At 71.2% G+C, this 16,207-nt stretch carries 10 protein-coding genes; 5 read left to right on the top strand and 5 right to left on the bottom strand.

All coding sequences use genetic code 11. The annotated features are described in order from the left end of the window. Positions 1-144: 144 nt before the first annotated feature. Positions 145-5,001 (top strand): VWA domain-containing protein, encoded by a 4,857-nt coding sequence (locus ACFWGN_RS01905; RefSeq protein WP_377615425.1) that lies wholly within the window; start codon positions 145-147, stop codon positions 4,999-5,001. Between the two features lie 55 nt (positions 5,002-5,056). Here ACFWGN_RS01905 and ACFWGN_RS01900 read toward each other — a convergent pair whose 3' ends face one another. Next, positions 5,057-6,346, bottom strand: a complete 1,290-nt coding sequence (locus tag ACFWGN_RS01900) for an AI-2E family transporter (RefSeq protein ID WP_377615424.1) — start codon at positions 6,344-6,346, stop codon at positions 5,057-5,059. Between the two features lie 98 nt (positions 6,347-6,444). Further along, on the bottom strand, positions 6,445-7,671 hold the full coding sequence (locus tag ACFWGN_RS01895; protein ID WP_377615423.1) for a cation:proton antiporter: 1,227 nt from the start codon (positions 7,669-7,671) through the stop codon (positions 6,445-6,447). Between the two features lie 151 nt (positions 7,672-7,822). Between ACFWGN_RS01895 and ACFWGN_RS01890 the strand changes: the two genes are divergently transcribed. The 4 genes from ACFWGN_RS01890 (at position 7,823) to ACFWGN_RS01875 (ending at position 9,626) form a co-directional block, all read left to right on the top strand. Then, a complete protein-coding gene (locus tag ACFWGN_RS01890; RefSeq protein ID WP_191805810.1) occupies positions 7,823-8,248 on the top strand; it encodes a hypothetical protein in 426 nt (141 codons plus the stop codon). 26 nt (positions 8,249-8,274) lie between these two features. Next, entirely contained in the window at positions 8,275-8,703 is a 429-nt protein-coding gene (locus ACFWGN_RS01885) for a DUF6325 family protein (protein ID WP_354511073.1), read from the top strand. A gap of 74 nt (positions 8,704-8,777) precedes the next feature. Further along, positions 8,778-9,131, top strand: coding sequence for an SHOCT domain-containing protein (locus ACFWGN_RS01880; RefSeq protein WP_377615422.1), 354 nt, complete (start codon positions 8,778-8,780; stop codon positions 9,129-9,131). 12 nt (positions 9,132-9,143) lie between these two features. Continuing rightward, entirely contained in the window at positions 9,144-9,626 is a 483-nt protein-coding gene (locus tag ACFWGN_RS01875) for a DUF1269 domain-containing protein (RefSeq protein WP_377615421.1), read from the top strand. Positions 9,627-9,690: 64 nt separating this feature from the next. Here the strand turns inward: ACFWGN_RS01875 and ACFWGN_RS01870 are convergent, their stop codons facing one another. The 3 genes from ACFWGN_RS01870 to ACFWGN_RS01860 form a co-directional block, all read right to left on the bottom strand. Next, entirely contained in the window at positions 9,691-10,704 is a 1,014-nt protein-coding gene (locus tag ACFWGN_RS01870) for a sigma-70 family RNA polymerase sigma factor (protein ID WP_377615420.1), read from the bottom strand. Positions 10,705-10,747: 43 nt separating this feature from the next. Next, positions 10,748-12,934: a SpoIIE family protein phosphatase gene (locus tag ACFWGN_RS01865; RefSeq protein WP_377615419.1), complete on the bottom strand. Its 2,187-nt coding sequence runs from the start codon at positions 12,932-12,934 to the stop codon at positions 10,748-10,750. A 167-nt stretch (positions 12,935-13,101) separates the two neighbouring features. Then, positions 13,102-16,128 carry a family 43 glycosylhydrolase gene (locus ACFWGN_RS01860; RefSeq protein ID WP_377615418.1) on the bottom strand — a complete coding sequence of 1,009 codons (3,027 nt, stop codon included), beginning with the start codon at positions 16,126-16,128 and terminating at the stop codon, positions 13,102-13,104. Positions 16,129-16,207 lie beyond the last annotated feature (79 nt).

Raw genomic sequence — 16,207 nt, 5'->3', positions numbered from 1 at the left:
GGAATCGCCCGGGTGAACGTGCGACCAGAGGTCGCCGGACGCGTCGCCCGATGTCACTCTGAAGAGGGCCACGCCACAGACGTCGTGGCCCTCAGCGAGACATCTTGGCTTTCCGGCAAGGCTCTCTGCCACAAGGGGACGGCAATGCGACGTGCACTGACCACGAGCTCGACCACTTCCAGGACGCGACACGCGTTGTCAGGGATCACGGCCTCGGTGGCCGTCACGTCCTTGCTCGTGATCGGTGCCGTCGCTCCGGCGGTCGCGGAACCGGCGCCAGTGCCGGAGCCGAGCAGCGCGGCCACGGCAGCGGATCCCGCCCCGACATGGACGGAGTCGCCGACGGACCCGGTGGCCGACCTCGGTGCAGCCCCTGAGGGCGCCGACCCGGTCGCGACCGAGACTCCGTCGCCCGACGGTGGGACCGAGGCCCCGGCCGACCCCGGTCAGGACGGGACCACGGGCGAGTCCTCGGGCGACACCGGGGCGGGCACGCCGGAGGAAGCCGAGGTGCAGGGCCCGCCCATGCCGGCCGCGGCGGACGACGAGGCCGAGGTCGAGGGTCCCGGCGTGACGCCCTTCCTGGTCCCGCCGGCCACGGGGAACAACGCGGTCATCACGGTCAAGGTGGGCGGCGACCGCACAAGCCTCGTGGGTGTTGGGCCGCTCGCGGGAGTCACGCTCCAGCTCTACGACGGGACGGGCGCTGCTCCCACGGCACCGGTCGCCGACGCGTGGGCCACGTGCGTGTCGGACGCCGACGGCGACTGCTCGTTCGTCGTGCCGAACACCCAGGTCGGGGGAGCGAACCGCGACCGCCGGTTCTGGGTCGTCCAGACCGGGGTCCCGGCGGCCTGGTACACGAATCCGACCCTCGGGACAGGCAGCAGCGGGTCGACGATCACGGCGTACCAGTTCCGCACCGGGACACAGCTCCGCAACGGCACGACCTACACCTCCGAGGGCTCGTTCATGCTCGGTACCGGCAACACGAACAACGTGGCGTCCGGTGGTATCTGGCAGACCTCACGGGTGAACCCGACCTTCCCCGCGCAGTGCGGGATCGACGTGGCGCTCGTGCTCGACCTGTCGGGCTCGGTCGCGGGCGACCTGCCGGAGCTCAAGGCGGCCGCGAACCAGTTCGTCACCTCCCTGACCGGGACCCCGTCGAACGTCGGGCTCTTCACGTTCAGCTCGCTGGCGCCGGCAGCGAACAACCCGAACCTCGCTCTGACGCCGGTCTCGACCGCGGCGAGCGCTCAGCTGATCAAGGACCGCATCGACTCGTACACCGCGGTCGGTGGCACCAACTGGGACCGCGGCATCTACCAGGTCGCGACCGACTCGACCGACTACGACGTCGCGGTCGTCATCACCGACGGCAACCCGACCTTCTACGGCAACCAGGAGGGCCCCGGGAACTTCACCCGACTGCGCGAGGTCGAGAACGGCGTGTTCAGCGCCAACGCGGTCAAGGATCAGGGCACGCACATGGTCGCGTTCGGCGTCGGCGCGGGGATCGGCAGTGCGGGGAGCGGTCTGAACCTTCGCGCGATCTCGGGCACCGCGAGCGGCACGGACTACTTCCAGACTCCGGACTACGAAGAGGCCGGCAACCAGCTGCGCGCGCTCGCGCTCGGGAACTGCGAGGGGTCGGTCTCGGTCATCAAGCAGGTGGTCCCGTCCACGGCACCCGTCGGATCGATCGCGGGGGCCGAGCCCTCGGGCGGCTGGGAGCTCACTGCGGAGTCGCAGACCGGCGGGGTCACGGTCGATGCTCCGGCCACCGCGACCACCGCTGTCGGTACTGGCGCGGCGAACTTCGGGCTGACGTTCGCGGGTGGGACGACGAGCGGGACGGTCGGCGTGCTGGAGACGCAGCAGCCGGGCTTCACGCTCCAGCAGGTCGACGGCGCCAACGCGGTCTGCACCAACATCCTCACGGGCGACCCCGTCACCGTGACCAACGACGGGGCGAACGGGTTCGACGTGCCTGTGACGGCCACCGCGGCCGTGACCTGCACGATCTACAACAGGGCGCCGAGCCCCGTGGCGTCGCTGGTCGTCAACAAGACCTGGGTCGTCAACGGCACGTCCTACGCGGACGGGCAGCAGCCTGGTGCGCTGACCGCCGTGGCCCAGGTCGCAGGAACTCCGCAGGCCTGGGGAGTGCCGCGGACCGGTCTGCAGCAGGGCCAGTCGATCGCGGTCGCGGAGACGACGACGAACGGTCTCCAGGGCTGCACGTTCGACAGCCAGCGGGTCACGAACGTGAACGGCACGACGGTCGACCAAGCCTTGCCGTCGTCGGTCACGCTCGTCGCCGGCGCCAACTCGGCCATGGTCACGAACACCGTGACGTGCGAGAGCACGCTGACGCTCGCCAAGACGGTCCAGGGTGGTCCGGCGTCGCCGACCGCGTGGACCCTCGACGCGGTCGCCCCCGGCAGCGCGCTCGCCGGACCGAACGGCGTCACAGGCTCACCCGGGGCGACCGCGCTCGTGACCCCCGGCGTGGTATACCCCCTGGCGGAGTCGGGCGGTGACCCCAACTACGCCCAGGTCAGAGGGCCCAACGCGGTCATCATCCCCGGCTCCACAGGGACCTGGCTGTGCGTCGAGCTCGACGCTGACGGCTCGGTCATCCCCGGCTTCTCCGACGGTCTGAACGGCGGCGTCACGGTGCCGCTGGGCCGGTGGATCCGCTGCACAGCCGTGAACCAGGCGGCGACGATCGACGTCCGGAAGATCGTCGAGAACCGGTTCGGCGGTTCCGCGGTGCCCAGTGACTGGAAGCTCAACGTGACCCCGGTCGGCGGTGTTCCGGACGGTGTCGTGGTGCCCGCTCAGGCGGTCGAGGGGGCCGATGTCGCCACACCGATCACGGTCCGCCCGGGCGTGACGTACACGGTCAGCGAGTCGAGCACGCTGACGGGGTACGAGCAGGAGAGTGCCCAGTGCTTGTCCACGTCCGGGGCGTCCCTCGGGCTGACCTTCTCGCTCCTTGCGCTCGACACCGCGTCCTGCACGTTCGTGAACGCCGACGTCCCGGGGCGTCTGACCCTGGTGAAGGAGGTCGACAACGGGTCCACGGGATCTACCGCGGTCCCCGCCGACTGGACGCTCACCGCGACACCGGACGACATCACGGATCAGCCGACGGTCTCCGGCAACGGTGACCCGACGAGCGAGGGCGGCGTGTCCGCGGTCGAGGTCTTCGCCGGGAACTACGTGCTCTCCGAGACGGAGACCGCCGGGTACGCCGCGAGCACGTGGTCGTGCACGGGCGGGGAGCTCGAGGGCGACACCGTGACCGTCGCGCTCGACGCCGACGTGACGTGCACCATCACGAACACGGCCCAGCAGCCCACGCTGACCCTCGTCAAGGAGGTCGACAACGGGACGACCGGCGGGACGTACGAGCCGTCCGACTGGACGCTGACCGCGGCTGGACCGACGACGGGCATCTCGGGTGCGTCGGGGTCGGACGCGGTGACCTCTGTCCCCGTCGCGATCGGCGACTACGAGCTCTCGGAGGAGGGCCCGGCGGGATACACGGCCGGCGCGTGGACCTGCACGGGGGGGACGTTCGAGGGGTCGACGGTGAGCGTCGCACTGGGCGACGACGTCACCTGCACGATCCTCAACACTGCCCAGCAGCCGTCACTGACCCTCGTCAAGGAGGTCGTCAACGACGACGGGGGCTCGGCGGAACCCACCGACTGGACGCTCGAGGCCGACGGACCGACGCCGCTCAGCGGCGTGAGCGGTGACTCCGCGGTCACGGGCGCGGACGTCGAGGTCGGTGACTATGCGCTCTCCGAGACGGGCGGCCCGGCCGGATACGAGGCGTCGGACTGGACGTGCGAGATCCCCGGCATCGACGGCGGAGCCGCCACGCCCGTGACCGTGACGGACGGGACGGTCCAGGTCGGCGTCGGGCAGACGATCGTCTGCACGATCGTCAACGACGACGTCCCGGCACCGTTCACGGTCGTGAAGTCGAGCGACCCGGGCAGCGGCGCGACCGTCCTGCCGGGCGACGTCATCACCTACACGGTGACCGCGACCAAGGTGGGCGAGGGCATCGACCCGCAGGTCGTCGTCACGGACGACCTCTCGCAGGTGCTGAACAACGCGACCTTCGTCGAGGGAAGCATCGACGCGTCGTCCGGGGCGGCGTCGCTCGCCGGCACGACGTTGACCTGGACCATCGGGGACCTGGAAGACACCGAGACGATCACCTACCAGGTCAAGGTCGCCGACGGCGCATACGGTGTCACGCTCACCAACGTCGTCACGGCCCCCGGGGCCGAGCCGTGCGTCGAGCCCGAGCCCGAGCCGGAGCCCGAGCCGGAGGTGGCGCCGTCGGCGTCGGCCCTCGTCACGGACGCCACCGCCCTCGCGGCCGACGTCACGGCAGCCGCCGTGGCGGCCTCACCTACGGCGCTCGCGGCCGTGGACCCCGAGGTCGAGTGCCGCACGACGTCGCACGTCACGCCCGCGTGGACGCTCGCCAAGACGAGCGACCCGGTGACGGGCTCGACCGTCGAGGCGGGCAGCGTCATCACCTACACGCTGACCGTGACGAGCACGACCGACGCGCTGGTGAGCGGGGCCGTGGTCAGGGACGACCTGTCGAAGGTCCTGGCGTACGGGACCCTGGTCTCGCCGCCGCCGGGGACCACCCTCTCCGGGACGACGCTCACCTGGGCGGTGCCGGACCTCGCGACCGCGGGAGCGACGGTCGCGATCTCCTACCAGGTCAAGCTCTCGTCGAGCGCTCACGGCGTGACGGTGACCAACGTCGCGACGCCGGGCCCAGGTGGCGGGTGCGTCACGTGCACGACGACGCACAAGACCCCGCCCGTCTCCGCGACGCCGCCGTCGAGCCTGCCGGCCACCGGAGCCGACGTCGCCGGGATCCTCACGGGGGCGCTGCTCCTGGTCCTCCTCGGCGGGACGCTCGTGACGGTCCGCAGGCGCCGGGCGAACTCCTAGCCTGACAGCAGGACGGGCCGCTCCCCTCGGGGGGAGCGGCCCATCCTGTGCGGTGCTACTCGATGCCGTCGGCGTGGCGCTCGTCGACCGTGCGCGCGGCGTCGCGTGCGGCTTTCTTGTTGGCCCGACGGCGTCGCGCGACTCCGCTGTCGCCCTCTCCTTCGTCGTCGGTCGGCTTGTCCTTCCCGTGACCCGGGTCGTGCAGCATGTGCGAGTCGACGAGCTCGTGGCGCTGGAGGTAGGTGTTGGCGACGGCCTGGATGGTCGCGGCGATCGGCAGCGAGAGGAACGCGCCCAGGGCGCCGAACACGGCCCCGAACGCCAGGACGACGACGAACGACACCGCGGGGTTCATCTCGAGGGCGCGGGCCGAGACCTTGGGCGAGAAGTAGAGGTTCTCGAGCTGCTGGTAGGCCACGATGAAGATCAGGACGGCCACGGCCTGAGGCAGACCCTGCGAGGTCAGTGCGACGATCACGGGCAGCGCGCCGCCGATGTACGTCCCGATCGTCGGGACGAACTGGGACACGACGCCCACGAACACCGAGAGCGGCAGGGCGTAGTCGGTGCCGAGGATCAGCAGGAAGACGAACGTGAAGACGCTCGACAGCGCAGCGAGGACGATGCGCGAATTGATGAAGTCGGAGACCTTGACCTGCGTGATCTCCCAGAGCCGCAGGACCTCCTGCTGCCGGTTCGGCGTCAGCCACCGGCAGATCGCGGCGCGGAACTTGGGCCCTGCGGCCAGGAGGTAGTACGTGACGAGCATGATCGTGAGGAATGCGAAGATGCCTCCGACGATCGTCGTCCCGACCACGAGCGCACCGGACGCGACGTCCTCGCCGAACTCGTTGAACCCTTGCTTGAGCAGGTCGTCCGAGCTGGGCATGTCGATGTCGAACCGCTCCTGGACGAACTCCTGGATGTCCGTGTAGAGCGCCGGGATCGACTGGACGAGCTGGACGAGCTGCTGGACGAACAGGTTGCCGAAGAGCGCGAAGATGCCGGTCACGACGACCAGGCCGCCCAGCAGCGCGGTGGCCGCGGCTCCGCCGCGCTTCCACCCGTGGCGCACCAGCCAGACCACGATCGGCTCGAGCGCGAGCGCGATGAAGAACGCGATGAGGATGTTGACGCCCAGGCTCTTGAGGGTGCCGAGCGCGTACCAGACGAAGATGCCGACGAAGACCGTGACCACGATCATGAGCAGGGCCCGGGGGAGCCAGCGAGGGGGCTTGCGCGGGTCGTCGGGGGCGAGCGCGACGAAGTCGCGCGGGGCGGTGGCCGAGGGCGGCGGGGAGGGCGGACCGGTGGGTGCCGCCGGGGTGGTCGCGTCGCTCGTCATGGGCCGAACGTAGCGAACGCAGGGTCGCGCGACGCGAGCCCACGCCGTCGGGCAGGAAGGTGCGCGAGCGGAGGCCGTGCGTACCCCGCCCGGTCAGGTCACCCGCGGGCCTGGACCTGGGCGATCGGTACCCCGTCGTCGTCCAGGTGCTCGGGCCCCTCGGACCGAACACCCAGGCGCGCGGCGACCCACGGCCCCGTGAGCCCGTAGATCACCGCGGTCAGGAGGATGACGCCGAACACGACCGGCACGAGCTGCTCGAACGGCTGACCGTCCTGCTCGAACCGCAGCGCGAAGACGGACGCGGTCGAGGCGGCGACGATCCCGCGCGGCGCCATCCAGCCGACCATGACGCGTTCTCGGCTCGATAGGACGCTTCCCGTGGTCGCGATCGACGCGACGAGCGGGCGCAGCACCAGGACGAGCAGCGCCACGATCGCGAGCGTCGAGAGCGCGTACGTGGCGAGCGCGTCGAGGTCCACCCGGGCCGTGAGCAGGATGAAGAGCGTGCCGATGAGAAGGAGGCCGACGTGGCTGCCGAACTCGTGCAGGGGCTCGATCCGGGCCCACCGCTGGTTGGCCAGGGCGATACCGAGCGTGGTCGTCGCGAACAGCCCGGCCTCCTCGTGGAACGCCTCGGCGATCGCGTACGTGGCCAGCGCCGTGGCGAACGCGAGCGAGACCTCGGCCGCGGCGGGCACCCTGCCCCAGCGCACGGCCATGACGTAGACGGCCGCGGCGACGGCTCCCGTGAGGATCCCGGAGAAAGCCGTCGCCCCCAGGTGCTCGGGTGCGGCGTGGAGCGCGACGTTCGCCATGGCGAGCGCGACCGTCGCGCCGATCGGGTCGATGAAGATCCCTTCGAACGCGAGCACCGACTCGAGCGGCTGCTTGGGACGGATGATCGCGAGCAACGGCCCGACGACGGTCGGGCCCGACACGATGAGGATCGCCCCGATCACGGCGGCCCGCGACAGCGGCAGGTCGAGGACCCACCAGCAGATGGCCGTGGCGCCGATGCCGGTCAGGACCGCGCCGACCGTCACCAGGAGCGCGACCGGGCGCCGCGCCCCGCCCTTGAGCCGGGCCATGTCGAGCTTGAGCGACTCCTCGAACAGCAGGATGCCCACGGCCATCGAGACCAGGGGGAACAGGTCCTTGCCCAGCAGCGCGTCCGGGTCGACCAGACCCGTCACGGGCCCGGCGATCAGCCCCAGCGCGAGCAGCAGGAGGATCGACGGCACCTTGAGCGCCTTGGCCGCGACCTGGCCGACGACACCGAGCAGAACGACCAGGGCGATCCCACCCGTGAATCCCAGTTCCATGGACCCATAGTGGTGCGGCGAGGCCCTTTGCGCAGCGGATGCCGTGAACGGCCGTCGGTGCCACGATCAGGGGGCAGGACTTCCCCTGGGGGCTCCCGTCCGACGTCGTCGTCGCGCGGCGCCACCAGCACTCGCGCGCAAAGGAGACGACATGGCACGGTCCTCGCAGGTCACGGCATGGGTCGGTTGGGTGTGGTTCGCAGGCATCGTCCTGCTGGTGCTCGGGCTGTTCAACGCGATCAGCGGACTGGTCGCGGCGTTCTCCCCGGAGAAGCTCGTCGGGCTGGGAGAGCAGGGGATCGTCGTCCTCGACGTGTCGACCTGGGGATGGGTCCACCTCGTGGTCGGGATCCTGCTCGTGATCGTGGGCTTCTCGGTGCTCTCCGGCCGAGGGTGGGCGCGCCTCGTCGCGATCGTGCTGGTCGTGCTCAACGTCCTGACCCAGTTCGTCGCCCTGCCCGCCAGCCCGTGGTGGTCGATCGTCACGATCATCCTCGGGCTGTTCGTGCTGTGGGCGCTCGTCGTCCACGGCGACGAGGCCGAGCGCGCGTCCGCCTCGGCGTCCCACCTGCCCTGACCTCACCCACCAGCAAGGAGCGCCACATGCCCTCAACCACCTTCGGTCCGGTCGAGTTCGTCGCGATCGCCTTCCCCGAGGAGCGCGTCCCCGACGCGGTCAAGATCGCGATCGCGGACCTCTTGGGGTCCGACGTCGTGACGCTCCTCGACCTCACGGTCGTCCGCAAGGGCGTGGGCGGGGAGATCGACGTCGTCGAGGTCGAGGATCTCGGAGACGAGCTCGACATCACCGAGACCCAGCTCGGCAGCTCCGGTCTCGCCGGGCAGGAGGACATCGACGACGTCGCCGCGAACCTCGAGCCCGGGACGTCGGCACTCGTGCTGATCGTCGAGCACACCTGGGCCCGCGAGTTCGTCGGTGCGGTGCGCGGCGCGGGCGCCGCGGTGATCGCCCAGGAGCGGATCCCGGCCGAGGTCGTCAACGAGATCGTCGAGCTCGCGGAGCTCGTCTGAGCCGACGCGAGCCACGTCGCACCGCACCTCTCAGCACAGCACCTTCACGGACCGCACGACGAACGGAGAGCACCATGCCACTACGACGCGTAGGACGCCCTGGACTCCTGGGGACGATGGCACGCACCGCGGTCATCGCCGGGACGGCCTCAGCCACAGCGGGTGCCGTCCAGCGGCACCAGCAGGGCAAGGCCGAGCAGCAGGCCGAGGCCCAGCAGTACCAGGCGCAGCAGCAGGCCGAGCAGCAGCAGATGTACGCGGCGCAGGCCGCGCAGGCGCAAGCCGCTCAGCAGGCCCCGGCCGCTCCGGCGCCCGCGGGCGGCGAGAACGACCTCCTGGCCCAGCTCGAGAAGCTCGGCCAGCTCAAGGCGGCCGGCGTCCTCGACGACGCCGAGTTCGCCGCCGCCAAGGCCAAGCTGCTCGCCTGAGAGGAGAAGATCATGGCAACCTTCACCGTCTGGTCGTTCGACACCCCCGGAGGCGCCGAGGTGGCGTCCGGTGTCCTGCGGGACGCGGCCTCCGAGGGCCTGATCAAGATCGTGGACCGCGCGATCGTGACCTGGCCCGAGGGCGCCAAGAAGCCCACCACGCGACACACGCACGAGGACGAGTGGCGCGGCACGGGCTGGGGCGCGTTCTGGGGGCTCCTGTTCGGGGCGCTCTTCTTCGTGCCGGTGATCGGGGTCGCTGCGGGCGCCGCGCTCGGCGCGATCCACAAGTCCATGGAGGCCGTGGGGCTCAACAAGGATCAGCTCGATCGCATCCGTGCGCAGGTCACCGAGGGCACCTCGGCGCTGTTCGCCGTGACCGAGGACGGCAACCTGGACCGCGTCGGTGAGCGGTTCCACGGTCTGCACGGCGAGCTCATCGCCACGAACCTGACCGACGCGGAGCGCCGGCTCCTCCTCGAGACGTTCGACTGACGACGGGTGCTCGACAGGTGCGGGAGGGGCGGCCGCCGGCCGGCCCTCCCGCGGTCCGTGCGGGCTACGCGTCGAGGTGGAGCGGCAGCCCGAACAGCGGGTACCACGCCTCGACGTCGAGGAACGCGTTGATGCCCGTGACCTTGCCGTCCACGGTGTCGATCACCTGCAGCGCCCACGCGTCGTACCCGCCCCCCGGTGACACCCGGTACTGTCCGAACCCGAACGTCCCGTTGACCTGTACGGGCACCATGCGCGAGCCGCGGCACTCCGCACCGGGACCGACCATCCACCTCTCGATCTCGACGGGTCCCTGCATCCACAGCGCGTAGGGCGGCATGGACAACGTGGCCTCGTCGTGGAGCAGCGCCACGAGCGCGGGCATGTCGTAGCGCTCGAACGCGTCGAGGTACTTCTCGAGGAGCTCGTTCTTCTCGTCGTCGACGGAGACGGACGGAAGGTTGGCGCCGTCGGCCCCGGGCCCCGAGCCGTAGTGGGCCTGCGCGGAGAGCGTCGCCCGTGCACGCTGGAGAGCGCTGTTGACCGACGGGACCGACGTCTCCAGGAGCTCGGCCACCTCGGACGCCTGCCAGCGCAGGACCTCACGGAGGATGAGGACCGCGCGCTGCTTGGGCGGCAGGTACTGCAGGGCCGCGACGAACGCGAGCCGGATGGACTCGCGCCCCACCGCGACGTCCGCCGGGTCGCCGTCGCGCGGCAGCACCCGGTCGTCCGGCATGGGCTCGACCCACGTCTCCTCCGAGAGCTGTCCGCCCAGGTTCCGCTCCTCGGCCGACTGCGCGGCGCCGAGCCCCATGGGCCGCTCGCGGCGCCTGCGCTGGGCGAGGTGGTCGAAGCAGACGTTGGTCGCGATCCGGTAGAGCCAGGAGCGCAGCGCGGAACGCCCCTCGAAACGGTCGTAGGAGCGCCAGGCGCGGACCATGGTGTCCTGGACCGCGTCGTCGGCCTCGAAGGACGAGCCGAGCAGTCGGTAGCAGTAGCCAGTGAGCTGCGACCGGTACTGGTCGAGCAGCTCCCCGAGGTCCTCGTCCGCGACGGTCGCTGTGCGTTCGGTCATGGTGTCCTCTCGTGGCACGCGGCTGTGCGCGCCGTGTTCCACGTTAGCGCGACCCGCCGACACGTTCAGGGGTGAGGGCGTCGTCGCGCGCGAGCTCGAACCAGACGGTCTTGCCCGGTCCGTCCGCCGCACGGTGCTCGACGAACCAGCGGTCCGCGAACCGGTCGAGGAACTGGACGCCCCGGCCGCCCGTCTCGTGCGGTGCGGGGTCGTGGAGCGTCGGCTCGTCGGGCGACCCGTCCCGGACCCCGACCCGGACGAGCGCGTTGCTGACCTCGACGATCGCCTCGAGCGGGCCCACCGCGTGCTGGACCGCGTTGGTGAGCGTCTCGCTCGCGAGCAGCATGATGGTCCGGCGCTGGTCGCGGCTGATGCCGCAGCTCTCGAGGATGTCGTCGACCCAGCGGCGGGTGGGCGAGATCGCCGCGGTCGTGTGCTCGACGCTCCGGGAGACCCGGGTGGGGCACGCGGGCGTGGGGTGCGAGTCCACCGCGGCGCGGACCCGCACCGCCAGGACCGCGATGTCGTCGCGCTGGTCGCTGCCGACCAGACGCTGGACCAGGGCGTTGGGCAGGGCGAGCGTCGACCCGTGCCGCAGCGAGACGAGCGCCTGGGCGAGGCCCGCGAGCCGCGTGCTCTGGGCGACGCCGTGACGCTCGATGAGACCGTCGGTGTAGAGCAGCAGGGTGTCGCCGGGCCCCAGGTGGGTCAGGTGGTCGCTGCGAGGAGCGTTCGGCACGAAGCCGAGCATCATGTCCGGCCTGGCGTCGAGCATCTCGACGCTCCCGTCTGACCGGAGGACCAGGGGCGGTGGGTGCCCGGCGTTCGACCAGGACAGGTCGAAGAAGTCCCCGCGGCGGTCGAGCCGGGCCACGACCGCGGTCCCGCTCGCGTGCAGCGCGAGCCCGGAGTTGGCGCGGTCGAGGAGGCGCAGCAGCGCGGACGGGGACTCGTCGTGGCTCCAGGCGAACGTGCGCAGCATCGAGCGGAGCTGGCCCATCTCGGCCGCTGCCCGCATGTCGTGACCGGTCACGTCGCCGATCATGAGGACCGAGGCGTCCTCGTCGTGCACCACGGCGTCGTACCAGTCCCCGCCGACCTGGTCCGTGAGCGTCGCGGGCGAGTAGGTCGAGGCCAGCTCGAGGTGCGGGATGTCGGGCAGCTCGGTGAGCATCGCGGCCTGGAGCGTGGTCGCCGCGTCGCGCCGTTCCTCGAGCAGCCGGACGCGTTCGAGCGCGTGCGCGACGAAGCCCGCGAGCCCGGCGCGGGACAACGACTCGTCGTCGGCGACCTTGCCCTGCTCCCACGCGAGGAAGACGACCGCGAGCAGCGAGGTGCCCGAGACCACGGGCAGGAGCGCTCGGGAGCCGACCGTGTCGTCGATCGCGTCCGAGACCGACGGGAAGGCCGCGAGGACCTCGGCCTGGTCGCGGAAGAAGAGCGCCTCCTGGGTGCGCGCCACGAACGACACGATCCGGTCCTGGTCGTCGATGCGCGCGTAGCGGTAGGAGGGGACGAGCCCGGGCTCGAGGTGGTCCATGCTCGTGTACGTCAGGCTCTTGCGCGACGGGTCGACGACCGCGAGCCCCGCGTACCGGGCACCGATCGCCGACGACGCGACGTAGGCGAGCGTCTCCCCGACGTCCTGGACCGACGTCGCGTCGGCGAACGCCTCGCTGAGCATGAGGAGCAGGCGGTTGCGGCGCGTCGCCTGGATGGCGAGGTTCTGCATCCGCGTCGCACGCTCGTGCGCGATGCGCAGCCTGAGCTCGGACGTGCACGCGGCCGTGAGGTCGGCGAGCGTCGCGAGGTCCGACTCGGTCCAGTCGTGCGGTTCGTCGTCCATGGCGCACAGCGTCCCGACGACGCGTCCGCGCTGGTCGAGGATGGGGAAGCCCGCGTAGGCCAGGACACCGAAGTCGGGGATCGCGGGGTTGTCCCAGACCCGGCTGTCCTTGCGGGTGTCGGGGACGACGAGCGGCTCGCGGTCGTTCGTCACGTGCTGGCAGAACGAGTGGGTCAGGGGCATCCGCCGGCTCGCCTGGATGTCCTCCGGGAGGCCGTGGGCGCCGGGGTAGACCTGCTCGTCGGCGAGGACGAGCGACACCGCGGCGGTCGGGACGCCGAGCTGGCGCATGGCGAGCCGGGCGAAGCGGTCGAAGGACTCGTCGGCGGTCGGGGAGCCGAGCCCTGCCTCGACCAGCTCGAAGATCGCCTGGGCCTCGGTCACGCCTCAGTATTACCCGCGACCGGCTCCGCGTCGCGGCCTGGATGGGGTGAATCGGGCACCGCGGGCAACTCGCCCAGGTCGCTGGGTGCGGGGCGGACCCCGCCTGGGGACGACGACGGCGCGCCGCCCGGGGTGGGTGGCGCGCCGTGGTCGGTGGGTGGGGTGGGTCAGCAGGTGGTGGTGGGGTGGTCGATCTGCTGGGTGTGGGTGGTGCCGTCGGTGCGGGTGGCGGTGATGGTGGTGGTGCCTGCGGTCAGGGTCTGGGTGCGGGCGGAGAAGGTCTGGCTGGCGGACTTTCCGGGGGCTACGTCGTGGAAGGTCTTGGTGCCGAGCGGGGTGGTGAGGACGATGTCGAGGGGGACGTCGCTGGTGTTGAGGGCTCGGACGGACAGGGTCGCGGTGCGTCCGGTGCACTGGGCGCGCACGCTCGCCTCGACCCCCAGGTCGACCTCGGGGGCGACCGGTTCCTGCGAGACCATGACCCAGCTGACCTGGATGTCAGGAGAGCGGGTCGGGGTGATGCGCAGCTCGGCACGGCCGTCCGCGCCGACCTCGACCGTGTACTGCCCCGCTGCGGGGTCCGCCGTGAACAGCCGCTCCTGCTCGACGACCGTGCCGTTCAGGCTGACCCGGGCGGCCCGGTTCGCGTGCGGCCACGGATCGTAGAAGCCCGCACGGACGGTTGCCGTGCCGGGCTCGAGGCCCTCGAACACGTACACCAGGTCCTGGTGGTTCTTGCCGTACCGCAGGCTCTGGTAGATGTCGCCGCCCGAGCGCAGAGCGCTGTCTGCGGGCGAGCTGCTGAGCCCCCACCGGACCCCGGTCGACGGGTCTGCGGCGAGCTGCTGCTCGGGGACCGACCCGAGGAGCGGGAGGCCGTGCTCGGCCTCGGCGACCGCCCGGATCGCGGTCCAGTCGGAGGTCGTCTCCCCGCCAGCGTTGACCACGTACCGCAGGTCGTGCGGCACGGCCAGGACGTCACGCGAGAAGGTCCTCCCGTCCGCCAGGGTGCCCCGGAGAGCGACCTGACCCGGACGAGAGATCGAGGCGGCGTCCCAGGTGACGGCGACCGCCGTCGTCGTCCCGGCCTGCGTGACCTCGACGGTCGAGGGGAGCGTGGTCGTGTCGCCCAGCCACACGTGGCCCGGGAGGTCGGCCCGGACGCTCCAGCTGCCCGAGGGAACCAGGTCGTCCAGCGTCCAGGTGCCCGGGTTCGTGAGCGAGAGGGTGCCGTTCTCGCCGAACGTGATCGGCAGCCACACGTAGGGGGCGTTCTTCAGGTCGCTGGGCGTCCAGCGGTCGCCCATGTAGACGAACTTCCCGTTCTCGGGGTCGACCGGGATGACCGAGGTGCTCTGCGAGCCGAACGTCGTCGACGCGCCGCTGCCCGAGACCGGGTTGCCGTGGTCCGTCCACTCCCCGAGGATGTCGGTCGCGGTGGCGTACTGGGCAGGGTTCGGGTCCCACCCGGTCGCACCCGAGGTGATCAGGTAGTACGTGCCGCCCTGCTTGAAGAGAGCGGGGGCCTCGCGGTGCGCGCCGATGTACGGGCGCGTGAAGTCGACACCCTTGACGGCCTCCGCCGGCGGCGTCGCGAGCTGCGTGTACGTCTCGTCGAGGCGTGAGATGAACAGCGAGTAGTTCTCCTCGGACGAGTAGATGATGTAGCCCGTGCCGTCGTCGTCGACGAAGAGATTCATGTCGCGCGCCATGCCGGGGCTCGACGGCATGTGGTTCGGCTCGCCCTCGGGAGCGACGTGCAGCCGGTAGGAGTCGATGTACCGGAAGGGGCCGGTGGGCGAGTCGGAGACCGCGACGCCCGCGTTGGCCTTGGCGTACTGGGCGTTCGACGTCTCGGACGGTCCGTCGGCGTGCACCCACAGGACCCACTGTCCGGTCGACTCGTTGTAGATCACCTTGGGGCGTTCCAGGATCGCGGCGTTGACCGCGGGATCGGTCTGGACCGTGCCGAGGTCGCGATACACCGCGGCGCGCTCCTCGGCGGTGTAGTCGGCGTAGAGCTCGGCGAAGTAGGGGTCGGACTCGAACTGGTCGGCCGAGGACATGGCCCGGAGCGCGAGGCCCCTGTCGGTCCAGTTGTAGAGGTCGTACGACGAGTAGACGTGCACGCCCGGGCTCGAGCCGTACCCGTTGCTGCGGTCCTCCCCGTACCAGTAGTAGATGCGCTCGCCCGCGTCGTCGGTGGCCGGGACGACCTGTCCGCCGTGCGCCTGGATGACGCGCCCCTGGTCGTCCGTCCAGGGTTCGCCCGGACGGAACGAGTCGTAGGTCTCGACCGGGCGCAGGGCGTCGTGCGCGGCCTCGATCGCCTCGAACGCCGCCCGGATCGCGGCCTCGTCCTGGCTCGCTGCGTCGACCAGGGCCTGCGCGGCGTCGAGTGCCGCGTCGAGTGCGACGACGGTCTCCGACGCGAAGCCGTGGGCCTCCTCGGGGGAGAGGGTGGACGCGGCGATCTTCGCCCCGAGCGTCTCGACCGTCCAGGACGGCAGTGCGCGGACCAGCAGGTAGCTGACCGCCGGGTCGGCCCAGGCGCCGTTCCGGTCGGCGGGGCTCGCGACCGAGGTGTTGAGCGTGCCGTCGGTGACGTGCACGGTGTAGCTCTTCTCGAGCGCGGAGGTGCCCGTGTCGAACGTCTCGAGCGCCGTCCCCTCGGCGCGGGTCACGACCTTGCGTCCTCCCCATCCGGACGGGATCTGGAAGCCGAACGTGAGCTCGTAGGTGCCGTCGGGGACGTCGAAGTCGTACGCGACCTCACGGCTGGGCAGGTGGGCGCCGGTGGGCTCGGCGTCGTAGCGCAGCGACGCGCTCCTGACGTTGCCCGTGCTGTCGTTGGCGACGGGGTTCGAGGTGGAGCTCACGACGTAGCCCCACGATCGGCCTGTCGCGACGTCCGGTCCCAGCTTCTGGTCGGTGCGGCTCTGGTAGAGACCCAGGTGGTCGCCCGCGGCGACCGTGTCGGTCACGGTCGAGCCGGCGTTGGCGAAGTACAGCGTGAAGTCGTTCTCGACGAGCTGCTGAACGGACGGCTGGGGCCAGCCGTCAGCCACGGTGGCCCGCGCAGGAGGCGCGGCGGCACCGGCTGCCGAGGCCGGGAGGACGAGCGCGCAGCTCGTCAGGAGGGCGGTCACCGTGGCGGCCGAGCGCCACGTTGCTCTCGGTTCGTGGGATCTCACTGGAGGGACCTTTCGGATGGTCGGGGGGTGTTCGAAGGTGCGCAGGTGCGCCCACGGCGCGCCGCCCGGGGTGGGTGGC

The organism is Oerskovia sp. NPDC060338 (assembly GCF_042726295.1).
Taxonomy (GTDB): domain Bacteria; phylum Actinomycetota; class Actinomycetes; order Actinomycetales; family Cellulomonadaceae; genus Oerskovia; species Oerskovia merdavium.
This window is presented reverse-complemented; position numbering and strand designations above follow the sequence as displayed.